Annotated in this window: 16 protein-coding genes and 3 pseudogenes; 12 read left to right on the forward strand and 7 right to left on the reverse strand. The window is 70.0% G+C overall.

Features of this window, described 5'->3' with window-relative positions:
- Positions 1 to 299: 299 nt before the first annotated feature.
- Both AB0903_RS27885 and AB0903_RS27890 read right to left on the reverse strand, forming a co-directional pair.
- Positions 300 to 1256: an NAD(P)-dependent oxidoreductase gene (locus AB0903_RS27885; RefSeq protein WP_366707420.1), complete on the reverse strand. Its 957-nt coding sequence runs from the start codon at positions 1254 to 1256 to the stop codon at positions 300 to 302.
- On the reverse strand, positions 1253 to 1924 hold the full coding sequence (locus AB0903_RS27890; protein ID WP_366707422.1) for a ScbR family autoregulator-binding transcription factor: 672 nt from the start codon (positions 1922 to 1924) through the stop codon (positions 1253 to 1255). The genes AB0903_RS27885 and AB0903_RS27890 overlap by 4 nt, the downstream gene beginning before the upstream one ends.
- A gap of 122 nt (positions 1925 to 2046) precedes the next feature.
- Here AB0903_RS27890 and AB0903_RS27895 point away from each other — a divergent pair, with 122 nt between their 5' ends.
- Positions 2047 to 2946, forward strand: a complete 900-nt coding sequence (locus AB0903_RS27895) for a ScbA/BarX family gamma-butyrolactone biosynthesis protein (protein WP_366707424.1) — start codon at positions 2047 to 2049, stop codon at positions 2944 to 2946.
- Between the two features lie 535 nt (positions 2947 to 3481).
- On the opposite strand, the gene AB0903_RS27900 is transcribed toward AB0903_RS27895, so the two are convergent.
- Positions 3482 to 5017 carry an MFS transporter gene (locus tag AB0903_RS27900; RefSeq protein WP_366707426.1) on the reverse strand — a complete coding sequence of 512 codons (1536 nt, stop codon included), beginning with the start codon at positions 5015 to 5017 and terminating at the stop codon, positions 3482 to 3484.
- Positions 5018 to 5120: 103 nt separating this feature from the next.
- On the opposite strand from AB0903_RS27900, the gene AB0903_RS27905 reads away from it, so the two are divergent.
- The 11 genes and pseudogenes from AB0903_RS27905 (at position 5121) to AB0903_RS27955 (ending at position 19860) form a co-directional block, all read left to right on the forward strand.
- Complete coding sequence (locus tag AB0903_RS27905; protein ID WP_366707428.1) at positions 5121 to 5987, forward strand: helix-turn-helix transcriptional regulator; 867 nt, start codon at positions 5121 to 5123, stop codon at positions 5985 to 5987.
- Positions 5988 to 6402: 415 nt separating this feature from the next.
- A pseudogene (car, locus tag AB0903_RS27910) lies at positions 6403 to 9810 on the forward strand (carboxylic acid reductase); the annotation flags it as partial.
- 106 nt (positions 9811 to 9916) lie between these two features.
- Entirely contained in the window at positions 9917 to 10630 is a 714-nt protein-coding gene (locus AB0903_RS27915) for a 4'-phosphopantetheinyl transferase superfamily protein (protein ID WP_366707430.1), read from the forward strand.
- A 294-nt stretch (positions 10631 to 10924) separates the two neighbouring features.
- A complete protein-coding gene (locus AB0903_RS27920) occupies positions 10925 to 12097 on the forward strand; it encodes a 3-deoxy-7-phosphoheptulonate synthase (protein ID WP_366707432.1) in 1173 nt (390 codons plus the stop codon).
- A gap of 144 nt (positions 12098 to 12241) precedes the next feature.
- Complete coding sequence (locus AB0903_RS27925) at positions 12242 to 12898, forward strand: isochorismatase family protein (RefSeq protein WP_366707434.1); 657 nt, start codon at positions 12242 to 12244, stop codon at positions 12896 to 12898.
- A 28-nt stretch (positions 12899 to 12926) separates the two neighbouring features.
- Complete coding sequence (locus AB0903_RS27930; protein WP_366707436.1) at positions 12927 to 14810, forward strand: anthranilate synthase family protein; 1884 nt, start codon at positions 12927 to 12929, stop codon at positions 14808 to 14810.
- A 119-nt stretch (positions 14811 to 14929) separates the two neighbouring features.
- Positions 14930 to 16234 carry a 3-phosphoshikimate 1-carboxyvinyltransferase gene (gene aroA / locus AB0903_RS27935; protein WP_366707438.1) on the forward strand — a complete coding sequence of 435 codons (1305 nt, stop codon included), beginning with the start codon at positions 14930 to 14932 and terminating at the stop codon, positions 16232 to 16234.
- A 91-nt stretch (positions 16235 to 16325) separates the two neighbouring features.
- Positions 16326 to 17510: a chorismate synthase gene (gene aroC / locus AB0903_RS27940; RefSeq protein WP_366707440.1), complete on the forward strand. Its 1185-nt coding sequence runs from the start codon at positions 16326 to 16328 to the stop codon at positions 17508 to 17510.
- Positions 17507 to 18022, forward strand: a complete 516-nt coding sequence (locus AB0903_RS27945) for a shikimate kinase (protein ID WP_366707441.1) — start codon at positions 17507 to 17509, stop codon at positions 18020 to 18022. The genes aroC and AB0903_RS27945 overlap by 4 nt, the downstream gene beginning before the upstream one ends.
- A gap of 37 nt (positions 18023 to 18059) precedes the next feature.
- A pseudogene (locus tag AB0903_RS27950) lies at positions 18060 to 18379 on the forward strand (hypothetical protein); the annotation flags it as partial.
- Positions 18380 to 18678: 299 nt separating this feature from the next.
- Positions 18679 to 19860, forward strand: a complete 1182-nt coding sequence (locus AB0903_RS27955; protein ID WP_366707443.1) for a transposase — start codon at positions 18679 to 18681, stop codon at positions 19858 to 19860.
- Here AB0903_RS27955 and AB0903_RS27960 read toward each other — a convergent pair.
- From AB0903_RS27960 to AB0903_RS27975, 4 genes and pseudogenes are all read right to left on the reverse strand, one after another.
- The gene (locus AB0903_RS27960; protein WP_366707445.1) at positions 19821 to 21794 is read right to left on the reverse strand and encodes a GAF domain-containing protein; all 1974 of its coding nucleotides are present in this window, start codon (positions 21792 to 21794) and stop codon (positions 19821 to 19823) included. The genes AB0903_RS27955 and AB0903_RS27960 overlap by 40 nt on opposite strands.
- Positions 21795 to 21871: 77 nt before the next feature.
- Entirely contained in the window at positions 21872 to 22663 is a 792-nt protein-coding gene (locus AB0903_RS27965) for a BTAD domain-containing putative transcriptional regulator (protein WP_366707447.1), read from the reverse strand.
- A gap of 404 nt (positions 22664 to 23067) precedes the next feature.
- Positions 23068 to 23412, reverse strand: a complete 345-nt coding sequence (locus AB0903_RS27970) for a MazG-like family protein (RefSeq protein ID WP_366707449.1) — start codon at positions 23410 to 23412, stop codon at positions 23068 to 23070.
- A gap of 52 nt (positions 23413 to 23464) precedes the next feature.
- Positions 23465 to 23578: pseudogene (locus AB0903_RS27975) on the reverse strand (GNAT family N-acetyltransferase); the annotation flags it as partial.
- Between the last annotated feature and the right edge of the window lie 341 nt (positions 23579 to 23919).

The raw sequence follows: 23919 nt of genomic DNA on the forward strand, positions 1-23919 counted from the left end.
CTCCAGGCTATGTCCGTCCCCGAACGCATGCCATGTCGGCCGACGCCCTCTCGCCCGGGGCCGGGCAGATACTCGGGCACGGCCGGATGACGTCGAAGACCGAACCGCGCAGGGCCAACCCCGACGCGGCGGACAACGCGGAGCCGCACGAAAGGCACGTCCTGGCCGACGAGGGCTCGCCTCCTTGGCGAAGAGGCCGGGCCCCGCGAGGAGACCGGGTTCGGCCGGCGGGAAGGAACCGGCCCGGATCGAGACCGCCGTGCCTCGCCACGTGACCGGCCGCTGCCGCCGTCGCTCCCCTACCGCTGTGCGAGGAACGAGCGGTACCAGGGCGCTGCGGCCGCGAGGCGCGACAGAGGGCCCGGGCCCGGCAGGCAGGACGTGGCCTGCCAGATCTCCTCGCTCGCGTACCAGTGGTCCTGCGCGAGCAGCGAGAACTGACGCTCGCTCGTGCGGCCGGGAGTGCTCCGCACGCGGTCGAGGCAGGCTTCCCAGGGCCAGTCGTCCTCGGCGGCGGGCAGCACGTCCAGCGCCGCCAGCTCCGCCATCAGATCACCGTTGCTGACGGGGCGGGGATGGCCGGCGTGGTACACGCCGGGCGCCGGTGCGTCGGGAGCCGTCGCGACGGTGGTGATCAAGCGGGCCAGGTCGTTCACGTCCGTCAGGGACAGCAGTCCGCGGCCACCGTCCCACCGGGCCGGAACCCGCTCCAGCAGCTCCGCGAGGGCGGGCACCACCCAGCGGTCGCCCGCGCCCAGGACCAGTCCGGGGCGCAGCACGATCCCGCCCGCGGTCAGCACCGGGGTCTCGCCGGCCAGCCGGGTGCGGCTGGCGGGTGAGACCGGTGCGGGAGTGATCTCGTTCACCGTGATCCCGCGGTGCGGGCCCGGCCCGTAGACCGCGGCGGTGGACAGGTGGACGATGCGCTGCACGCCCCAGTGGGCCGCCTCGTCGACCAGGGCCGCCGTGCCCTCGACGTTGACCGCCGCGCACTGGGCCTCGTCGCCGGAGACGCGTGAGGCGAGGTGGATGAGGACGTCCGCTCCGCTCGCCGCCGTCCGCAGCGACCCCCGGTCCGTCAGGTCCACGGCCGTCCACGTCACGCCCGGCGGGGCGGAGGCGGGCGCGGAACGGCCGAGCGCGTGTATCGAGATCTCGCGACCGGTCCGGCGAGCGGACGCGGCCAGTGTGTGCAGGACCCGTGAGCCGACGAAGCCCGTGGCCCCGGTCAGTACGGCCCGAAGGGGACGGCTCACTCGACGCCGTCCGGGTCGGCCGAGGGGATCCGCAGGCCGGAGACGACGTCGGCAGGGGCCAGTGCCGGCAGGAGGCAGCGCCACATGTCGGTGATACGGCGCGGCAGGTCGGCACGGCCGGTGGAGATCTGGGACATGACTTGCGTGCCGGTGTAGGCGGCGACCAGGAGCTGGGCGAAGGCGGCCTCGTCCACGCCGTCGATCAGCTGTCCCTTCTGCCGCGCGACGACGAGATCCTGGTGGAAACGATCGGCCCACCACTCGTAGATCGAGTACTCCTGCTTGCCCACCACCCCTTGCTCGACCGCCAGCCGGACGCCGGCCCGCAGCAGGGTGTTGCGCTGCATCTCGACCGCCAGGTACCCGGTCATGTCCAGGAGCTGCTGGAGGCCGCCCTCCCCCTCGGGGAACTTCAGATCCGCAGCCTGTTCGAGGATGACCGCGCGAGCCAGCCCCTCCTTCGACCGGAAGTGGAAGTACACGGCACCCGCCGTGACGCCCGCCCGCTCCAGGATCTTGGTGATGCTCGCGCCGAGGTACCCGACTTCGTCGAACACTTCCGCTGCGGCCCGGAGCACCGACTCCCTTGTGCGGATTGCCCGTTCCTGCCTGTGTTCCGCCACTCGCCCGTACCTCGTACTACTTCGACAAAGAAAAAGAATGACCACTATCTTATATGCGCGGACAGTCGAGACACCAGTGCTCGGACCCCGCGAATATTGTGGACAGTCAGGGGAGAACTGTTGTGCCTCCGATAGACCTCACGCGAGACCGGGCGACCACCGGTCCCGTGCCTGTGCCTATGTCGTACACCCACAAGACGAATCCTGCCGAAGTGCTCCTCTCGAGCTGGCACCGGACGGGGGACCACACCTTCACCGTCACCGCCCGATGGCCGCGTGAGCACGCTTTCTACCTGGAACGGTTCGGCAGGCACGACCCCCTCTTCCTGGCGGAGACGGTACGCCAGACGCTGCCGCTGCTGTCCCATGCCGCGTACGACGTGCCCTTCGGGCACCAGTTGCTGTGGAAGGACTTCGACTGGGACGTCGACCCCGACGTACTGCGGGTCGAGGGCGGCGCCGACGCCGAGCTCGAACTCCACATCACCTCCTCGGACGTGAAGTACCGCAAGGAACGGGCGACGGCCGTCACGCTCTCCGTCGAGGCCGAGCACGCGGGCCGCGGACTGGCCACCGCCAGGACCGGTTTCACGATCCAGGACCGGGCGGTCTACGAGCGGCTGCGCGGACGGTACGCCGACATCGAGAGCGCGAACGCCCGGGTCCTGCCGCTGCCGCCGCCCTCGCCCACACAGCAGACGGGCCGCGACCGCTTCCAGGACGTCGTGCTCTCGTGCACCGAAGTCCCCCTGCGTTGGCAGCTACGGACGGACACCTCGCACCCCGTCCTGTTCGACCACCCCGTCGACCACGCCCCGGGCATGCTGCTCCTCGAAGCCGCGCGCCAGGCCGCGCAGGCGGCGTCCCACCCGCGGCAGACGCTGGTCGTCGGCATGCGGTGCGTCTTCAGCCGGTACGCCGAGCTCGACGCGCCGTGCTGGGTCACGGCCAAGGCCCTGCCCGGCGAACTGGACGGGCGGCCTCGCATGCTGGTCGCTGCGGAGCAGAACGACAAGGTGATCTTCACGTCGGTCGTCGCACTGCACGAGGTGCCGGCGGACCGCTGACGGCACTGTTACCCGCACTCGGTGGGCCCGGACGGCAGCTGCCTGTCCGGGCCCCAGCCGTCCCACGTTTCGACCGAGGCCACCGACGGCTTCACCAAGCTCGGCCCGTCCTGCTCACCGTGGCCGCCGCCACCTGCGGCGTCTTCACCTTCCCCATGGCGCTGAGGACCTGCGACGCCGGCGGGAGTCGCTCCGTGTGGGCCGGTATCGGCGGCGTCGCCACAGTCATCCGGAGCGTGATCATCTGGAGAGCGAGGATCACACTCCCCGGCTGCTCTCCTTCGCCTCCCTCATCGGCCGCGCCTCGTGCTCCGCCTGACCGCCGTCCGATCGGCGTCGCGTTTCGGGACGCCCGGGCCCGCCGGGGCGAGTCCTTCGGCGCCGCGTGCGGTATTGACGGCGGCATCAGGCCCGAGGTGACCGCGCCCCGGTCCGCAGGGGGGACTTTTGCGGACCGGGGCACGGCCGTTCATGGGGTGCGCCCGGCGATCAGGGAGCCGGGGGCAGCAGAGCCCCCGCCGCCGGGACGGTGCCGTCAACGAGGCGTGCTCTCCACTCGATCGGCCTTCTCCTCGTTCTCCTCGAGCAGAGGATCGGGGGTCTGCTGCGCGGTCGCGGTCCTGGGCAGCCAGCGCAGCGCCAGGATGCCGAGGGCGACGTGCAGGAGGCTGGCCACCGCTGCAGCCGCGTGCAGGCCGGTGACGAAGGCCGACTTCGCGTCGGTGACCACCGCGGACAGAAGACCGGGCAACTGCAGCGTCTCGTCGAGCGTCGGAGCGAGGTCGGGCCCCTGGAGCCGGAAGAGCAGCGCGGCGAGGGAGCCGATGAGCGCGATGCCGAGGGCATTGCCGATCTCGTTGCTGGTCTCGGCGATGGCGCCGGCCGACCCGGCTCGTTCGGCGGGCACCGCGCCGACCGCGGTGTCGGCGACGACGCTGAAGGAGATGCCGTAGCCAAGTCCTGCGATGGAGGTGGACGCGATGTACCAGCCGACCCCGCCGGTGACGGTGGTGGGGAGCAGGAACAGCAGTCCCGCCGCGATGGAGAAGTGGCAGATGATGAGAATCGCCCGCTTGCCGACGCGGTCGACCACCATGGGCGTGACGACGCAGGTGACGGTGAGGACCACCGCGCCGGGAAGTGCCAGGAGCGCTGCCTGCAGGACGGGAAGGTCCAGGACGGACTGGAGGTAGACGCCTGACAGGTAGGCGGCTGCCGACCAGGCTGCCAGCGGCAGCAGGCCCGTGATGATCGCGACGGTGAAGACCCGGTCGCGGAAGAGGGAGAAGTCCATCAGCGGGTACTCGAGGTGCCGCTGCCGGCGCACGAACAAGGCCAGCAGCACAAGGCCGCCCAGTCCCACGAGAACGGAGAGCGGCGAGAATCCCTCGGCGGCCGCGTGCTTGAGGCCGTACACGACGCCCAGGAGGCCGGCCGAGGAGGCCACGACGCTGAAGCCGTCGATGCGGCCGGGGCGGGTCGTACTCACTTCACGCAGCAGGATGGGCGCGAAGATGAGGAACAGGGCGATGACGGGCAGGTTGATCAGGAAGACCGAGCCCCACCAGAAGCGTTCCAGCAGGACGCCACCTGCGACGGGACCGATGGCGAACCCCGCCGCGAAGGCCGCGGCGAAGATGCCGATGGCCTGCGCCCGCCGCCTCGGGTCGCTGAACAGTTCGCTCAGTACAGCCAGTGCCGACGGCAGAAGAGTCGCACCGGCCACACCCATCAGAGCGCGGGACGCGATGAGAAGCTCAGCGTTGGGCGCGAAGGCGGATCCGGCGGACGCGAGACCGAAGACGGTCGCTCCGATCATCAGCAACTTCAGCCGACCGTACCGGTCCCCGATGTTGCCGAACGCGATCAGCAGCGAGCCGACCGCGAAGCCGTAGATGTCCAGGGTCCACAGGGCCTGATCGGCCGTGGGTGTGAGGTCCTGACTGACCCGGGGCATCGCCAGGTACAGGATCGACCCGTCCATGGAGACCAGCAGGACGGGCCCCAGTACGACCAGCAGTCCCAGCCACGCACGCAGGCCGGGTGAGTTGTGTGTGTGCTGTTCCGACATGCCTCGACCGTCGGCCATAGCCATGTCGACTGCCATCCCCCTGCTGGGGGTACACCCGACAGGTATACCCAGCGGTGCGCACGTTCGGCTTACGCTTGCCTTCGTGGAGAGCCTCGGAACGTTCTTGAAGAGCCGCCGCGACCGGATCACCCCGGACGAGATCGGGCTGCGCACACACGGCACAGGGCGCCGTGTTCCCGGGCTGCGACGGGAAGAGCTCGCCCAGCTCGCCGGAGTGAGCGCCGGCTACTACACGCGGCTGGAACAAGGGCAGGCCGAGACGGCGTCGGAGCAGGTACTCGACGCGCTCGCCCGGGCGCTGCAGCTCGACTCGACCGAGACCGTGCACCTGCACAATCTTGCCCGGCACTCGGCGACGCCGCGGCTTGCCGAACCCCCGGCGGAAAAACCCCACCAGCGCGTCCTCGCGCTCCTGGAGTCCCTCGGCGAGGCCACGCCGGCGATCGTCCTGGGCCGCCGCGGAGACGTGCTCGCGTGGAACCGCAGCGGGCACGCGCTTCTCGCCGAGCACATCGCCTTCGGGACACCGGACGAGCTGGAACGTCGCCCGTCGATTCCTCGCATGTTCTTCCTCGATCCGGTCACACGTGACCTGTACAGCAACTGGCACACGCTCGCCCGCGCTCACGTCGCGTACCTCCGGCTGACCGCCGGCCGCTATCCCACCGATGCGCGCCTGGCCGGGCTGATCGGTGAACTCACCATGCGCAGCGATGACTTCTCGGCCCTGTGGGCGAACCGGGACGTCGCGGACTGCACCACGGGAACCATGCACATACAGCACACGACCGTGGGCGCCGTGAGTGTCGACTACCAGGTCTGGTTGCAGCCGGACAGCCCTGACCATCGCCTTGAGGTCTACACGCCCAACGACTCGAGCTCCGCCGACGCCTTGCAGGTCCTGTCCCACCAGAGCCACCGTTGCACCGACTCCCTGCGAGACGGCTGACCGACGGGCTCACCATCACCGCCGAAGGGCGCGGCGGGTCTGCTGAAGCAGGGCCGCCGCGTTTCCGTGCTCGGTGAGCGCGCCGGCACCGGGCCCGCTTTACGATGTCGGCGCGTTCACGCGTGCCCGCGATCCCACGACTGTCAGGGCACACGATTCGCCAAGCGGTCACCCTCGCGCGACGGACATGACATAGACGGTCGCCGGCTTAGCCATGGGGTGCTCAAGTAGGTAGCGTCGTGTCGCGAGTAGGGGTGGCGCATCGGGTTCTTCACACCTGTGCGCCAGTACATCGTGTTTCCGATTTCGATGATCCCCTTCCCGTTCGAAGCGGGACGGCGCCGCCGGAAGGTCACCGGCCGCCAATCCCTCTCGCTGTCAGCCGAGATCAGGCCCGTACACGACGCGGAGACCAAGAATGCGACTTGCGCAAGTGATGGAAAACGTAATGGTGCGCCACGCCGATCGGCCGGCTATCGGTGAACGGGCCAAGGAATTTGTGCAAGATCCTACGACCGGCCGTGTTTCGTACCGTCTGCTCCCCCGGTACGAGCAGACCAGTTTCGGCGAGCTGTGGGCGCGTGTACGTGCGGTGGCAAATGAATGGCACAGTGGCGCGCACCGTCGGCTGGAGCAGGGCGACCGGGTCGCCCTGCTCGGTTTCGCCAGCGGCGATTACACCATCATTGATCTGGCTTGCACGTATCTAGGGTTCGTCAGCGTTCCGCTCCAGACCAGTTCACCCGCGTCACAGCAGAGGACGATCATCGACGAGACGGAGTCCCGCCTTGTCGCCGCGAGTGTCGAACGCCTGGACAGGGCGGTCGATCTCGCTCTCGAGAGCCCGTCGGTCGAGCGCATCCTGGTATTCGATTTCCACGCGGAAGTCAGTGACCACGTCGACGCGCTGGACGAAGCGCGCAGCCGCGTCAGGACTGCCGGCCGTTCCGTGAGCGTCGATTCCCTTCCCGAGGTACTCCGGCGGGGGGCCGGCCTCCCCGAAGCGCCGTTGTTCGTCCCGGGCGACGACGACGACCCGTTGGCGATGCTCATCTACACCTCGGGGAGCACAGGAACGCCCAAGGGCGCCATGTACACCGATCGTCTGACCAGCGCGATGTGGGGCGGTGCGTGGTCGAAGCTCTTCTCCGAGGGCGAGACGGTCACCTTCAGCTACATGCCCATGAGCCACGTCGCCGGCCACTCCTCACTGAAGAACACCCTGGCGCGCGGCGGCATCACGTACTTCACGGCCAAGAGTGATCTGTCGACCTTCTTCGAGGACATCGCGCTGGCGCGCCCGACGGAACTCTCGCTGATACCGCGAATCTGCGAGTTGATCTTCCAGAAGTACCAGAGCGAACTCGATCGCCGGACAACGACGAGCGCCGCCGACCGTGCCGCTCTTGAAGAACAGGTCAGGGCGGACATGCGGGTGAAACTGCTCGGCGGCCAGGTCGCCTGGGCCGGCTGTGCGTCCGCTCCGCTGTCCGCCGAGCTGACGGCCTTCATGGAGTCCCTCCTCGGCCTCGAACTGCACAACATCTACGGCTCCACCGAAGCCGCGGCCGTCTCGGTCGACGGAGAGATGCTGAGTCCGCCGGTCATCGACTACAAGCTCGTCGATGTTCCCGAACTCGGCTACTTCCTCACCGATTCACCGCATCCGCGCGGAGAACTGCTACTCAAGACCGACGCCCTCATACCCGGTTACTTCAACCACCCGGAACTGACGGCCGAACTCCTCGACGAGGACGGCTACTACAAGACGGGTGACATCGTCGCCGAACTCACGCCGGGACGACATGCCATCATCGACCGCCGCAAGAGTGTGCTGAAACTGTCTCAGGGTGAATTCGTGGCGACCGCACGCCTGGAGGCCATCTTCGCCTACAGCCCCCTGATCCGCCAGGTATTCGTGTACGGGAACAGTGAACGGTCCTATCTGCTTGCCGTTGTCGTCCCTTCCGAGGATGCCCTCACCCGCTTCGAGGGCCGGAGGGAAGAACTGCAGCAGCAGCTCAGTGAGTCCTTCGCCCAGGTCGCGAAGGAGGAAGGGCTGAATTCCTACGAGATCCCGCGCGAGTTCCTGATCGAGACCGAGCCGTTCAGCCAGGACAACGGCCTGCTCTCGGATCACCGGAAGCTTCTGCGCCCCCGCCTGCTGGAGCGGTACCGGGAGCGTCTGGAAGAGCTGTACGTGGACATCGCCGCGCGCGAGAACGAGGAGTTGCTGGACGTTCGTCGCGGTGCCGCGGAACGCTCCGTGCTGGAGACGCTCCAGCGCGCGGCCCGGGCGCTGCTTGCGGGCTCGGGGGTCGAGGTGAGCCCCACGGCGCACTTCAGGGATCTGGGTGGCGACTCGCTCACCGCGGTGGCGTTCTCCGACCTGCTCGATGACATCTTCGCGGTCCGCGTCCCCGTGGACATGATCATCAGTGCGGCCACCGACCTCCAGCAGATGGCCGACCACATCGAGGCCAAGCGCGAGGCCGGACTGAACCAGCCCGGCTTCGCGTCGGTGCACGGACGGGGAAGCGTCGAAGTCCACGCTGCGGACCTCACCCTGGAGAAGTTCATCGATCCGCAGACGCTCGCCGAGGCCAAGCGACTGCCTCTTCCTGCCGAGTCGCCTCGGACGGTCCTGTTGACCGGGGCGAGTGGGTATCTCGGGCGCTTCCTGTGCATGGAGTGGCTGGAACAGCTGGAGAAGTCCGACGGCCGGCTGGTCTGCCTCGTCCGTGGAAAGGACGTGGCGGCTGCCAGGAAGCGCCTCGATGAGTCGTTCGCCGGCGGCGACGGGCAGCTGGCGCATCGATTCCGCGCCTTGGCCGCCGACCGGCTGGAGGTCGTGGCGGGTGATATGGCGGAACCGCAGCTGGGGTTGAGCGACCGCACCTGGGAGAGGCTGTCCGAGGAGGTGGACGTGATTGTCCACGCCGGAGCTCTGGTCAACCATGTGCTGCCGTACAACCACCTGTTCGAAGCCAATGTGGTGGGCACCGCCGAGCTGGTCCGCCTGGCGCTCACCGGGCGGATGAAGCCGTTCACCTACATGTCCAGCGTGGCCGTCGCCACCTCACAGAACCCCCCTCTGGGTGAAGACCCCGACGTGAGGCAGGCGCTCCCCGTTCAGCCGGTCGACGCGGGCTACGCCAGCGGCTACGCGACGAGCAAGTGGGCGGGAGAGGTTCTGCTGCGTGAGGCTCACGACCTGTGTGGTCTCCCGGTCACCGTGTTCCGGTCGAACATGATTCTCGCTCACAGCCGATACGGCGGACAGCTCAATGTCCCTGACATGTTCTCCCGACTTCTCTTCAGTGTGCTCGCGACTGGCATCGCGCCGTCGTCCTTCTACCGCAACGCGGGTGAAGGAAAGCGCCCAAGGGCTCACTACGACGGACTGCCCGTGGACTTCACCGCCGCGGCTGTCGTCTCGTTGGGCGGACAGGTCACCGGCGAATACCGGACGTTCAGTCTGGTGAACCCGCACGACGACGGAATCTCGCTCGACACCTTCATCGACTGGCTGAGGGATTCAGGTCATCGTATCGAGCGGATCGCCGACTATGCGGACTGGCTCGATCGGTTCGAGACGGCCATGCGGTCACTTCCCGAAGATCAGCGGCAGCACTCGTCGTTGCCGCTCATTCACGGATTCAAGGACCCGGAGACCCCTCTTCGTGGATCCGACATACCATCCGAGCGATTCCGTGCGGCCGTGCAGGCCGTGAAGGTCGGGGCCGAAGAGGACATCCCGCACATCTCCCCCTCGCTCATCGAGAAATACGCGCGGGACCTGACGTCGCTCATGTCTGCGTGAATCGCTGATCGCACGGGTCCGACGACAGGCACGCACGCCACTCCGGCAGGAATGGTCAATATCCTGCCGGGGCGGCGAGCCTTCTCTTCACAGGACCGGGGTTACGTTGATCGAAACTTTGCTGCCCGCCCCGATGGTCTCTGCAGAGCAGTTCAAAGACGTCTCGGGTGACACGCTCTTCCCTTCCGAGCGTCAGGTGATCGCCAAGGCGGGCATCGCACGACGCCGGGAATTCACCACCGTCCGGGCCTGCGCTCGCACAGCCCTCGCGCGACTGGGTATTCCCGCAGCGCCGATCCTGCCCGATGGCGAGGGCGCTCCGCAGTGGCCGACCGGTGTCGTCGGATCCATGACCCACTGCGCGGGCTACCGCGCCGCGGCCGTGGCGCGCACGTTCGACGTCGCGACGGTCGGCATCGACGCCGAACCGGACGCGCCGATCCCCACCAGCGGCGCCCGCGCGCTCGTCACGGTGGCTGAGGAGCGCGCCCACATAGCCGAATTGAGTGCGCGCCGGCCCGGCGTCAGCTGGGATCGGTTGATTTTCAGCGCAAAAGAGAGTGTCTACAAGGCGTGGTATCCGCTGACCGGCCGGTGGCTGGACTTCGACCAGGTAATGGTCACCGTCTCTCCGGACGAGGGCACGTTCTCCGCCCGCCTGCTCGTACCGGGTCCCAGAATCGGCGGAAGAAGAATGCGCGGCTTCACGGGGGGCTGGAAACAGTTTCAGGGGCTTCTTCTCACGGCCGTCGTCGTCACCTCGGCGGCTCCTTCCCTCTGCTCCGCCGCCGCCTCGGAAGCCGCATCCGAGCGCACTTGACGTACTCCTGGGGCGGTCGTTGCGCGTCACTTTCCGTCGCCCGATAGTAGAGCTCGACGGATCAGTGCAAGCGCTGGAATGAAGCGCCGACGTGCTCGGCCACCGAGAGGAGCACGCCCACGGCGCACGGCACTCTCCGGAATTGTTCACGGCCTGCTGCAACCCGTCCGTGAACCGCTGAATACCGCGTTGGCCGAATGCATTCGGTCGACGCGCAGCTATCCGTGCCCCACTGCGAATTGACCACGTCCGCTCCTGCCCGGAATCGCTCCGGCATGCTCGCTGAGGGAATCGATGATCGACATTCAGTCATACCTCCGGTCCATACCCGCGCTGCAGCAGCCCGACTGGGAAGGCCACGCATCCCTGGAGGAGGTCCGTACGGATCTCGGACGGATGCCGGCTCTCGTGGACCCCGAAGCCGTGCGCCGTCTGCGAGCGCTGCTGATGGAAGCAGCCGCAGGGCATCTGCAAGTGATCCAGACCGGCGATTGCGCCGAGGACCCCGCCGAGGCCACACCCGAGGACGTCACGCGCAAGGCCGCGCTGCTCGACGTGCTGGCCGGAACGATGAAGCTCGCCTCGGGCAAGCCCGTCATCAGGGTGGGAAGGATCGCCGGGCAGTACGGCAAGCCCCGCTCCTCCCCGACCGAAACCGTCAACGGCACCCGACTGCCCGTCTACCGCGGGCACATGGTCAACCGGCCGGAGCCGGACGCGGTGCTGCGCCGACCCGACCCCCGTCACCTGCTGAGCGGCTATCGGGCCGCGAGCGACACGATGCACTACCTCGGCTGGCGCGGCACCGCCCCTCGGTCCGAGCTCGAGGTGCCCGTGTGGACCAGCCACGAGGCGCTGCTACTGGACTACGAGTTGCCACTGCTGCGTCGTGAACCGGACGGCTCGCTGCTGCTGACGTCCACGCACTGGCCGTGGGTGGGTGAGCGGACCCGACAGCTGGACGGTGCTCACATCGGGCTCCTGGCCGCGGTCTCCAACCCGGTCGCGGTCAAGGTGGGCCCGACCATGACGCCCGACGAGTTGCTCGCCCTGTGCGAGCGCCTGGACGCCCAGCGGCATCCCGGGCGGCTGACGCTGATCGCGCGCATGGGTGCCGACAACGCCGGCGAGCGGCTGCCCGCACTGGTCGAGGCGGTTACCCGGGCCGGTCACCCGGTGCTGTGGCTGTCGGACCCGATGCACGGGAACACGGTCTCCAGCCCCGAAGGGCTCAAGACCCGCATGGTGCGGACGGTCGTTCGCGAGATCGAGAACTTCCAGGCCGCTGTGGGCCAGAACGGCGGCGTCGCGGCGGGCCTGCACCTGGAGACGACCCCGGACACCGTCACCGAGTGCGTCACGGACGAGGCCGGCCTCGACCGCCTGGGCGACAAGTACCTCAGCTTCTGCGATCCCCGCCTCAATCCTCAGCAGGCCATCGACGTCGTCTCGGCCTGGCGGGGTTGAACCCGGCGCCGTACGACGGCGCGCACGCACCAGTACCCGTGGATCTCCTTCCGTCCGACCGGTCGAGACACGTCACCCCGCACGAACCGACCGTGGACGGTGTTGCCACGTTCGGCGCCCAACGAAGAGAGGACCGACCGGCCCATGTCCGGGATTCCCCCGATCGAGCCCTATCCGATGCCCCAGGAGGGCGAGCTGCCGGAGAACACCGTGAGCTGGCCCGTGGACCCCCGGCGGGCCGTCCTGCTGCTGCACGACATGCAGGAGTACTTCCTCAAGCCGTTCCCGCGCTCCGAGGCGCCCGGCGACGCCCTGGTCGGCAACTCCGCGCTGCTGCGCAAGCGGTGTGCCGAGCTCGGCATCCCCATCGCCTACACGGCACAGCCCGGCGGCATGACGCCCGAACAGCGCGGACTTCTGAAGGACTTCTGGGGGCCGGGGATGAAGCCCACGCCCGAGCACCGCAAGGTGGTCGAGCCCCTCGAACCCGGCCCCGGCGACTGGACGTTCACGAAGTGGCGCTACAGCGCCTTCTTCAAGTCCGACTTGCTGGAGCGGATGCGGTTCCACCAGCGCGACCAGCTGATCATCTGCGGTGTGTACGCGCATGTGGGGGTCCTGATGACGGCGGTCGATGCCTTCACCAACGACATCCGGCCCTTCCTGGTGGCCGACGCCGTGGCCGACTTCTCGGCCGACCACCACCGGCTCGCCCTCGACTACGCGGCACAGCGCGCGGCCCGCGTCGTGTCCGCCAAGACCGTGCTGAGCGAACTCGACGCGGGCGGCGCGGCGCTCTGACCGCGCCCCATCGCCGAAAGGAATCCCCATGGCAAGGCAGGACAGCGCGCACGACCTCCTCGCACGCATACTCGACGGCTCGGTCGGCGCGTTCGCGCTGATGCACCGGCCCGAGTCGGTGGACCCCGACACCCTGGAACTGCTGGCCGGCGACGTGGCGGAAATCCCGTCCCTCGCCGACCTCGACCTGCCGCCGCAGGAAGGGCCGGGCGCACAGACGGAACTGCTCACTCTCATCCCCTACCGCCAACTCGCCGAGCGGGGCTTCGCGGCTCCCGACGACGGCGCGCCGCTGCTGGCCATGACGGTGCGCGAGCAGGCGACGATGCCGCTGCGCTCGACGCTTCCGCTGCTGCCGGACGAGCCGGTGAAGGTGACCGACGGCCACTTCGACGTGGACGACGCGGCCTACGCGGACATCGTGCGGCGGGTCGTCGCGGACGAGATCGGCACCGGTGAGGGCGCCAACTTCGTGATGCGGCGCTCGTTCACCGCCCGGCTGCCCGGGTTCGGCCTGCCCGCGGCGCTGTCGTTCTTCCGACGCCTGGTGCAGCGGGAGGCCGGTGCGTACTGGACGTTCCTCGTGCACACCGGCGAGCGGACGTTGGTGGGCGCCACCCCGGAGCGCCACATCAGTGTCCACGACGGCACGGCCGTGATGAACCCGATCAGCGGCACCTACCGCTATCCGGCGGGCGGGCCGGACCTGGACGGCGTCATGGAGTTCCTCGCCGACTCCAAGGAGGCCGACGAGCTGTACATGGTCGTCGACGAGGAGCTGAAGATGATGGCCCGGATCTGCCCGGCGGGCGGCCGGGTGGTGGGCCCCTATCTCAAGGAGATGGCCCGACTGGCACACACCGAGTACTTCATCGAGGGCCGTACCGACCGCGATGTGCGGGACATCCTGCGCGAGACGCTGTTCGCGCCGACCGTGACCGGTTCCCCGCTGGAGAGCGCGGCGCGGGTCATCAGCCGCTACGAGCCGCAGGGCCGCGGTTACTACAGCGGTGTGGCCGCCCTGATCGGCCGCGACGCCGCGGGCGGCCGCACCCTGGACTCGTCGATCCTGATCCGTACCGCCGACATCGACAACGAGGGCATGATGCGGATCGGGGTGGGCGCCACCCTGGTGCGCCACTCCGACCCGGACTCGGAGACGCAGGAGACGCGGGCCAAGGCGGCCGGGCTGCTCGCCGCGCTCGGCGACCCGGAGCCGATCCGGTTCGGGGCGCACCCCGCGGTCCGCGCGGCCCTCGACGAACGCAACGAGCGCATCGCCGACTTCTGGCTGAAGGACGAGGGGACGCGGACCGGCACAACCGGACCGCTGTCCGGCCGACGGGTGCTGGTGATAGACGCCGAGGACACCTTCACGGAGATGATCGCCCACCAGATCCGTTCGCTCGGCGGCCAGGTGAGCGTACGGCGCTTCGACGAGCGCTACAGCTTCGACGAGCACGACCTGGTCGTGATGGGTCCGGGACCGGGCGACCCGCGCGAGACGCACGACCCCAAGATCGCGCACCTGCGGTCGGCGGTCGCCCAACTCCTCGAGGAGCAACGGCCGTTCATGGCGGTCTGCCTGAGCCACCAGGTGCTGAGCACCCTGGTCGGACTCGACCTGGTGCGCCGGCCGGCGCCCAACCAGGGTGCTCAGCAGGAGATCGACCTCTTCGGCAGGCGTGAGCGGGTGGGCTTCTACAACACCTTCGCCGCGCACTCTGCGGAGGACTCCTTCGAGCACCCGGTGCACGGACGCGTCGAGGTCAGCCGCGATCCGGAGACGGGAGAGGTGCACGGCCTGCGGGCGGCCGGCTTCGTGTCCATGCAGTTCCACGCCGAGTCCGTGCTGACCGTCGACGGGCCCCGGATCATCAGCACGCTGCTCGCGGAGGTGGCCGGCGGCTGATCGGGCGGCCTTTCGCTCCTCGGCCGCACAGGGCGAGACGGCCGTCGGGGCACTCGGGGCGTGCGGCGCTCTCTCCCGGACCGCCGCACACGCGGCGGCCGTACTCGCAAAGGACAGCCATGACCATCGCCGTACCGGCGACCCCCACCCTGCACGCCCGGATACCGGGGTCGAAGTCGCTCACCAACAGGGCGCTGCTGCTCGCGGCGGCCGCCGACTCGACGAGCGCCCTCGGCGCTCCGCTGGTGAGCGACGACACCACGGCCTTCCGTGAGGCCCTCAGCGGGCTCGGCGTCCGCATCGACCCCTCCGACGGCGACGGTGTCTGGAACGTGACCGGCCTGGGCCGGGGCCCGGTCGGCACGGGGACCGCCTGGTGCGCCGACGCCGGTACGGCGGCCCGCTTCCTGCCGCCCTTCGCCGCCACGGGCCACGGCGACTTCGGCTTCGAGGGCTCCGACCAGCTCACCGCCCGCCCGGTGGCTCCCCTCGCCGACGCCCTGCGGCGGCTGGGGGCCGAGGTCGCCACGGGACCCGGCGGGCGCCTGCCGCTGCGGGTGCGCTCCCAGGGTCTCGACGGCGGCGCGCTGACCGTGGACTCCACGCTCAGCAGCCAGTTCCTGACCGGGCTGCTGATGGCGGGCCCGCTGATGCGCCGGCCGCTGGCGCTGACCGTGCCGGAGCTCGTCAGCCGGCCGTACATCGACATGACGATCGCCCTGATGCGGCGCTTCGGCGCCGAGGTCGAGGAGGCCGCCCCCGGCGAGTTCACCGTCCGGCCGACGGGCTACCGGGGGGCCGACATGCCGATCGAACCCGACGCCTCCACGGCCTCGTACGTCTTCGCCGCCGCGGCGATCACCGGAACGAGCGTGCGCGTGCCCGGTCTCGGCCGCGACAGCCTCCAGGGCGACCTGCGCTTCACAGAGGTCCTCGCGCGTACCGGCGCCCGGGTGGAGACCACCGACGAGGCGACCACCGTCACCGGCACCGGCGAGCTCAGGGGAGGGTTCACGGTCGACATGGGCGAGATCTCGGACACCTTCATGACGCTCGCCGCGATCGCGCCCCTGGCCGACGCCCCGATCACCGTCAACGGCATCGGGCACGCGCGCCTGAAGGAGTCGGACCGGATCGCCGCCGTCGAGGGCAACCTGCGCGCGCTGGGCATCCGGACAGAGGCAGGCGGCGACTGGATCACGGTGCACCCCGGCGCCCCCGCGCCGGCCCGGATCGTCTGCCACCGCGACCATCGCATCGCGATGGCGTTCTCCGTCCTCGGTCTGCGCGCCGAGGGGATCACGCTCGACGACCCGGGCTGCGTCGCGAAGACCTTCCCGGGCTTCCACGAGGAGTTGCACCGGCTCTTCCCCCGCCACTGTGTACCGTCGGCCGGCTCGACCCGGCCGACGACAGGGATCTGAGGAAAGACATGACTCACGTAAGGACCGCCGGTGACGGCATCGGGGGGCTCGCCACGGCGCTGCCGCTCAACGCCCACGAAGGAGAGCTCCGTTGAGCAGGTTGCGCTGGCTGACGGCCGGAGAGTCGCACGGGCCCGCGCTGGTCGCGACGCTGGAGGGTCTTCCCGCCGGTGTCCCGGTCACCACGGAGCTGGTGGCGGACCACCTTGCGCGGCGGCGCCTCGGCCACGGGCGCGGCGCGCGGATGACGTTCGAGCAGGACGAGGTCACGTTCCTGGGTGGTGTCCGGCACGGCGTTTCGCAGGGTTCGCCGGTCGCGGTGATGGTGGGGAACACGGAGTGGCCGAAGTGGGAGAAGGTGATGTCGGCCGATCCGGTCGACCCTTCGGAGCTGAAGGAGACGGGGCGTAACGCGCCGTTGACCCGGCCGCGTCCTGGTCACGCCGATCTGGCGGGTATGCAGAAGTACGGTTTCGACGAGGCGAGGCCGATCCTGGAGCGGGCCAGCGCCCGTGAGACGGCCGCTCGTGTCGCGCTCGGTGCGGTGGCCCGGTCGTTCCTGAAGGAGGCGGCCGGGATCGGGATCGTGTCGCATGTGGTGGAGCTGGCTTCCGCGAAGGCTCCGTACGGTGTCTACCCTCAGCCGTCCGATGTCGGGAGGCTCGATGCCGATCCGGTGCGGTGCCTGGACGCGCATGCGTCGAAGGCGATGGTCGCGGAGATCGACCAGGCCCACAAGGACGGCGACACCCTGGGTGGTGTGGTCGAGGTGCTGGCCTACGGAGTGCCGGTCGGGCTCGGCTCGCATGTGCACTGGGACCGGCGTCTGGACGCGCGGCTGGCTGCTGCGCTGATGGGGATCCAGGCGATCAAGGGTGTCGAGGTCGGTGACGGTTTCGAACTGGCACGGGTGCCGGGTTCGCAGGCACACGACGAGATCGTGAAGACCGAGGACGGCATCAGGCGCACCTCGGGCCGCTCGGGCGGCACCGAGGGCGGCCTGACGACCGGTGAGTTGCTGCGTGTACGGGCGGCGATGAAGCCGATCGCGACGGTTCCGCGTGCGCTGGCGACGGTGGACGTGGTGACGGGTGAGGCCACGCAGGCTCATCATCAGCGGTCGGACGTGTGCGCGGTGCCGGCTGCGGGGATCGTGGCCGAGGCCATGGTGGCGCTGGTTCTCGCGGACGCGGTGGTGGAGAAGTTCGGCGGCGACAGCGTCCCGGAGACCCGCCGTAACGTGCGGTCGTACCTCGACAACCTCCAGATCCGGTGACCGCACCCCTGGTCGTCCTGGTCGGGCCGATGGGGGTGGGCAAGTCGACCGTGGGCGCGCTGCTCGCAAAGAGGCTGCGCTGCGCGTTCCGGGACACGGACGACGTCATCGTCGCCGCCGAGGGGCGGTCTGTCGCGGACATCTTCGTCGACGAGGGCGAGGAGCACTTCCGGGCGTTGGAGAAGGATGCCGTCGCCACCGCGCTCGCCGAGCACGACGGTGTGCTGGCTCTCGGCGGCGGCGCGGTCCTGGACGCCGGAACCCGGCGCCTGCTGGCCGCCCACACGGCGGTGGTCCACCTGTCGATGGGCGTCGAGGAGGCGGTCCGCCGTGCGGGGTTGACCATGGCGCGTCCCCTGCTGACGGGCGATCCGCGGGAGCGCTGGCAGGAGTTGGCGGAGGCCCGCGCCCCTCTGTACGCCGAAGTCGCCCGGGTGGTCGTGGCCGCCGACGGTCGCACACCCGAAGAGGTCGCGGAGGCGGTCCTCGACGCCCTGGAGTCGAAGCGATGACGGCTGAATCCACTCGGATCCAGGTCTGGCGGCCCGCGCCGCCGTCTCCGTGGGCTCGGTCATCGCCGCCGGACTCGGCCGCTTGGTGCGGCGGTTGGGCGACGCCACCGCCGACCGGCACGTGAGAGTCCTCGAACCCGTGGGCCTGCCGCTCACCTGCCGCGGCGACCAGTGGCCCAAGCTGCTCGAGACCATGAGGGTCGTCAAGAAGTCCCGCCGCGACGGGCTGCGCTTCATCACCCGCGACGGCCTCGGCAGGCCCACCGCCCTGGAGGGCCCGACCCGGCCGCCCTGCTCGCCGCGCACGGCGAGGTCTCCGCCTCCGACGAGACCGTTCGGATCTCAGGCGGTGTGTGACCGCGCACTCGTCGGGCCCGCATGGTGGTCCGGCCACACCCCGCCGGAGCCCTGTCGGCCGTCGCCTCCCCGGGCTCGTCGGATGGCCGAATCACCAGTGGTCCAGCACCCATGAGCGACGGGAGACGGGTGCCGTGGACACCTCGTCCGCGGTAGCACCGCGGAGCGATCGTGGGAGGGCAACAGAGCAGGCCGCCCACCATGGTTGGAGTGTCGTGAACACAACTGTCATCAGGCCACGAGACCAGGTCCGACCCCTGACGGTGCCTCACCGAAACCGGCGGCCCGCCGGCCCGGTCATGTCCGACGACACCGTCCTCGAACTCTGCGCCACGCTGTTCTCCTCGTTCCCCAGGAAGGACCAGCGGCAGCGCGGAGAGCAGTACCTGCGCGGGCTGCTCACCACCGAGGGACGCAAGACGGCGCGCAACATCGCGGCCCATCTCGGCGCGCCTGCCACGGAACAGACGCTGCATCACTTCATCGCCGACTCCACCTGGAACTGGCAGCCGCTGCGCGCCGCGCTGGCCGCCCACCTGGAGCGGAAGACGGCCGTCCATGCCTGGGTGGTGCGCCGGATGTCGATACCGAAAACCGGTGAGCACTCGGTCGGTGTCGACCGAGGGTTCGTCCCGCACCTGCGCCAGACGTTCCGCGGGCAGCAAGCCTTCGGCGTGTGGCTCGCCTCCCGGGAAATGAGCGCGCCCGTCGACTGGCGTCTGGTCCTGCCGGATCAGTGGGTCCACGACCGCAGGCTGCGCGACCGGGCGGGCGTTCCGGAGGAAGCGGGGGCCGAGAGACCGGAGGAGTGCGCCGTCGCCGTCGCCCTGGAGGCCGCACGCCGCTGGGGGCCGCGCAGACCGGTCCTGATCGACCTGCGGGACGGCGGCGTGTCCGCTGCGGTGACCCTGCTCTCGGCTGCTGGGGTCCCCTTCCTCCTCCGGATCAGCGGCACCCAGCGGCTGTCCGGCGCGGACCGTGCCATGCCCGGCTTCCGGGGCGGTCCGCTGCCTGCCCAGCGGATCCTGCAGCTCGTCAAGGGGGTCCGCCGGCCGGTGCCCTGGCAGGACACGGCCGCCGGACCCGCCCCGAGCACGTCGCTCGCCGCGCTGGTCCCGGTGGCGCTGCCGGACTCTTCCGGTGCGACGCCGGAGCTGTCCCTGCTCGGTGAGTGGACCGACCCGTCACGTCCGCCGTCCGCGCTGTGGCTGACGGGTATGACGCGGCAGGGCCCCGGTCCGCTGTTGCGCCTCACCAAGCTCACCCGCCGGGTGGACGCGGACTTCGCGCGCGTCGGCGAGGAGACCGGGCTACGGGACTACGTGGGCCGTTCCTTCCGCGGCTGGCACCGGCACATGACGCTCGCCTCCGCCGCCCACGCGGCCGTCATGCTGTCCGGCGGCGGCTCCGGAGGCGGCTCCGGCGACGAATACGACGGCGACTACGAGAGGGGCCGCCCGGCCGAGCTCGCCTCCGCCTGAGCGTCCGTGGCCGCCCGGCGCTGTCGGCGCAGGACCTCACGGGAGCGGTGCAGCAGCAGCGCCAGCTGCACTTCCATCGTTCTGCCCGGCTGCTGCCACGCGTCGCCGAGGAGGTCGGTGACCCGGTCGAGCCGTCGGGACACCGTGTTGGGGTGGACGTTCAGCACGTCGGCCGCGCCGGCCTGGCTGCCGCCCGAGGCGAAGTACGACTCCAGGGTGCCGGTCAGGTCGGTGAGTCGGTCGCGGTCGTAGTCGAGGACCGGGCCGATCGCGCACTGGATGTAGCCGTCCACGTCGTGGTCGTCGGAGAGCAGCAGGCCGAGGAAGCCGAGGTCCTTCACCGAGGCCGTGCCGCCCGCGCCGTCGAGTGCGATCAGCGCGTCCAGGCAGCGCATGGCCTCCTTGTACATCCGGCCGATGTCGGCGGCGCCCCGGCCCGGTCCGGCAGCCCCCACCGACACCGGGTGGCCGAGCAGCGGTGACAGCTCGTCCGCCATGGCGCGGGCCGCGGCCGAGGCGTCCGTCCCCGGCAGGAGCAGCACGATGTCGCCTCTGTGAACCGTCTTGAGCCCGGTCATCCGGTGCGCGTAGGAGGAGGCCCACACCACGGCTCGTCCCTGCTCGCCGCCCTCGGGATGGGCGACGAGCAGGACGTGGGGCGCCTCCAGGTCGATCCCGAGACGCCGCGCACGCTGCACGAGGTGGTGCGTCTGGTGCCCGCCGCGGGTGCCGGCCGCGAGGAGTTCGTCGAACAGGCCGTCTCGTACGGGCCCTTCGGCGACGGCGGTACTGCGCCGCAGGAGGAGCTGGATCGCGAAGGTCTGCGCGGTCAGTCGGAGCAGCCCCTCGTCCTCCCCCACCAGCGCCGTGGTCGGGCGCAGCACCAGCACGCCCAGGTCCTCCGCGCCCGCGGTCACCGGGGCGACCCAGGTGCCCCGGGCGGTGACGACGGGCCTCAGCCGGGCATGCGCGTCCAGGGCCGCCTCGGCCACGGCCGACTCGTCCAGATCGCCGAGGTCACCGCTGGCGGCGAGCGGCCGCCCGGCGGGGTCGCGCAGCTGCAACGCAGAGTCCAGCGCGTCACCGGCCGCCTTCGCCACGGTCGTGAGGTCGGCACCGGCAAGCAGCAGGCCGAGGGTGTGGCTGTGCGCCTCGTTGAGCTGTTGCAGCCGGACCAGGCTCGTACGTGTGCGGAAACCGTCCAGTTCCAGGCGGCCGACCTCGCCGTGGGCCTGTTCGACACTGCCGGCCCGCTCTATGGCGACGGCGGCGAGCTCCGCCAGTGAGCAGACCAGACCGATCTCGTCCGGACTGAAGTGGCGTACGGAGCGTGCGGCGCCGTAGAGCACCCCGACGATCTGCTCGCCGTCGCACATCGGCACGGCCATCATGGCGCGCAGTCCCTCAGCCCGTACGACCTCGTCGGCACTCTCGTCGTGCGCGAGCGTGTCGTCGTCGAGGTAGTCGGCCGTCCACAGCGGCGCTCTGGCCGCCAGCGTCGGGTGGCCCAGGCCGTAGGGGGCCGGGATCGTGTGGCCGGTGGCGAGCGCGGTGGTCGAGCCGTCGGAGACGTACAACCGAAGGTCGCCCCCCGGCTCCAGGAGGGCGATGGACGTCATGTCGAAGTTGAGGAGCCGCTTGACCCTCCGAGTGATCACCTGGAGCACGGAGTCGACGTCCTGTGGAGACGTCAGATCCCTCGCGGTGTCCACCAGATCGGCCAGGCCCTCCTCACGCCGGCGGCGCTGCCCCTGCCGTGCCTGCACGCCACGGGCCAGATGCACGGCCCGCTCCAGGCGGGCCAGCTGCTGATCCGTGGCGCCGTCGCGGCGGGCACGCTGCAGCACCTCGTCGAACCGGTCCGGCGGAGCCTGTTCGGAGAGCAGTTCGAGGACGGCCATCAGGCCGGTGTCGTTGGTCTGTGGAACCGTCATGATGTGCGAGCCCCCCAGCCCGTCGTACACGCTTCGCCCGTTGTCTGCCCGAAATCAGTTGGACGGGAAGCTCGCGGTCAACCGGCCACGGGCTGGCGGCGGCGTGCGGGCAGCGTGCCCCGCGCCGAGTGCAGAACCGTCCCGAAGCGGACCGCCGCGGCCTCCCGGTAGGGCCGCACCACACCCCCGTGGTACGCACCGCGTTCCAGCTCCGCGACCATCGCCGCGTACCTGGGCGGCGAGCTGCGGAACCGCGAGAGGAAGACGGACAGACCGGTGTAGAGCTCGTGCCGGCGGCCGAGCCTGCGCTGTGCCTCGACCCACTGGTCGAGGGCTCGCAGCCGGGACTGTTCGAGGCGGGCGATGTGCGTCCGCAGATGCGGTCCGATCGCGACTCCGGTGTACGCGTCGGTGGTCCACAACTCGAGCGCCGCACCGAGACGTTCGGCCGCCGTCGCGTAGTCCTCCAGCTCCATGGCCCGGTAGCCGGCGCCGGCCGCGCGCCGGAACCTGCGCAGGTCGGAGGTGCCGCCTCCGGTGCCGAGCCGGTAACCGCCGGACAGCGAGACGAGGACATCGCGCGCCGTACGGCGCCCGGACGCGGCGGGTGCGCCCCCCACCTCCTCGCGGCGGACGCCCAGCGCGGCGTCGATCAGCTCCCGCAGCTGCCGGACGTGTGTCTCGATCCTGGCGTGCGTGTGCTGTGGCGCGTCTTCGGGCCAGAGTTCCTGCGTCAGGACGGTTGTCGGCACGAGGTGATCGGCATGGGCCGCGAGCAGTGCGAGCAGCTGGCGGGCCGGTGCAGAGGGGGGAACGATCGGCTTCCCGCCCTCCCGCACATCGAGCAAGCCCAGCACCTTCAGATCCATAGCGCCCCCTCCATGGTTCACATCTTGCCACTAAGATAATAATGATCACTTCTTTTCTTGAGTAGTACACATCTTGACGCCCAGGAGACAATCGGCGGACAGAAGTGGGCAGGGCCGGGCGGGATCGAGTTGGGCGAGGAACCGGCGGTTCACCGGCCCCCGCCCGGTCCGGCGTCGGGGCGAGCCCGCAGGCTCCAGGCGCGGCGGCCGAGGAGCACGCCGGGGGCGGGCGCCTGGGCCCGGGCGATGCCGGCACCCGGCGCGAGGCCGTGCGGACACCGTGAACGTCGAGCCCGGGGCGGGGGACCCGACCGTGATCAGTCGCGAGGCGGAGGCCCATGTGCTCAAAACAACCAGCCCTCCCCAATGGCGCCACGCGCACGACCGAGGCAGGGCCGGTATCCCTACTGGCCTCTGGCCGGCGGCATCACGCGGTCCACGAGGTGCTGGAGCCGGGCGTCGAACTTCTTGTCCCCCTCGGGGTCGATCGTCGCCAGGGCGACGAGCGTCGTGACCGCGACGTCCACGAGCTCCTTGGTCACGTCATCCCAGGAGTGCGACTGCCCCTTCCTGGGGTTCGCGCCGAGAGCCCCGTGCAGGGCCTCCGACACCTCGCCGAACTCCTCGCCGGTCTTCAGCACGCACATCATGACGCGCTCCCGCTCGGTCAGCTTGCCGGCGTTCTCGTCCAGCCACCCACGGATTTCGGTGACCCGGCCCCACGTGTCACCGTGCATCTCGCCGTTCATCTCTCTCCCACTGGTCGTACGGATCAGAACGCACGAAACGTCCGGGGCCGAGTCACGCCGACCTGGTGCAGACGAACCCGAGGGACGTCAGGCCCTCGCCCTGACAGAGCCGGTCGGACGCACCGCCGACCTCGGTCTGGAGCAACTGGTAGGCGGCCCCGCTCGTGATGAGCGGGACTCCTCCGTCTGGTCCGAACCGGCAGCACAGCTTCTATGGACATCCTCACGGTACGACCCGGGTCCGGCATTCCCCAGGCGCGGGCGAGCCCGGCCGCGCTCGGGGGAGGAAAGCGGCCGGGCTCGTCCGGGGTACCGCAGGGGATGCGGTCCGCGCTACGACCAGTGGGGAGGGGTAGCGCGAGGTTCCGGATGGGCTGGCGCTTGCAGTAGTCGCCGGCAGTACGGTTCGCGATCGACCGCCGGGCCCAGTTCTCGAAGTCGATACAGTGATTCGTCGGAGGCTTCCGAGTCGATGTACCCCCTTGCCCTTGATCCAGCCGGGGGCCA

Source organism: Streptomyces sp. NPDC048389, assembly GCF_040706335.1.
In the GTDB taxonomy this organism is placed as follows: domain Bacteria; phylum Actinomycetota; class Actinomycetes; order Streptomycetales; family Streptomycetaceae; genus Streptomyces.

Excerpts from the sequence above, each read along its gene's own strand:
- AB0903_RS27900 (WP_366707426.1), bottom strand. The coding sequence starts at position 5,017 with ATGTCGGAACAGCACACACACAACTCACCCGGCCTGCGTGCGTGGCTG.
- AB0903_RS27920 (WP_366707432.1), top strand. The coding sequence starts at position 10,925 with ATGATCGACATTCAGTCATACCTCCGGTCCATACCCGCGCTGCAGCAG.
- AB0903_RS27925 (WP_366707434.1), top strand. The coding sequence starts at position 12,242 with ATGTCCGGGATTCCCCCGATCGAGCCCTATCCGATGCCCCAGGAGGGC.
- AB0903_RS27930 (WP_366707436.1), top strand. The coding sequence starts at position 12,927 with ATGGCAAGGCAGGACAGCGCGCACGACCTCCTCGCACGCATACTCGAC.
- aroA (WP_366707438.1), top strand. The coding sequence starts at position 14,930 with ATGACCATCGCCGTACCGGCGACCCCCACCCTGCACGCCCGGATACCG.
- AB0903_RS27955 (WP_366707443.1), top strand. The coding sequence starts at position 18,679 with ATGTCCGACGACACCGTCCTCGAACTCTGCGCCACGCTGTTCTCCTCG.
- AB0903_RS27960 (WP_366707445.1), bottom strand. The coding sequence starts at position 21,794 with ATGACGGTTCCACAGACCAACGACACCGGCCTGATGGCCGTCCTCGAA.
- AB0903_RS27965 (WP_366707447.1), bottom strand. The coding sequence starts at position 22,663 with ATGGATCTGAAGGTGCTGGGCTTGCTCGATGTGCGGGAGGGCGGGAAG.
- AB0903_RS27970 (WP_366707449.1), bottom strand. The coding sequence starts at position 23,412 with ATGAACGGCGAGATGCACGGTGACACGTGGGGCCGGGTCACCGAAATC.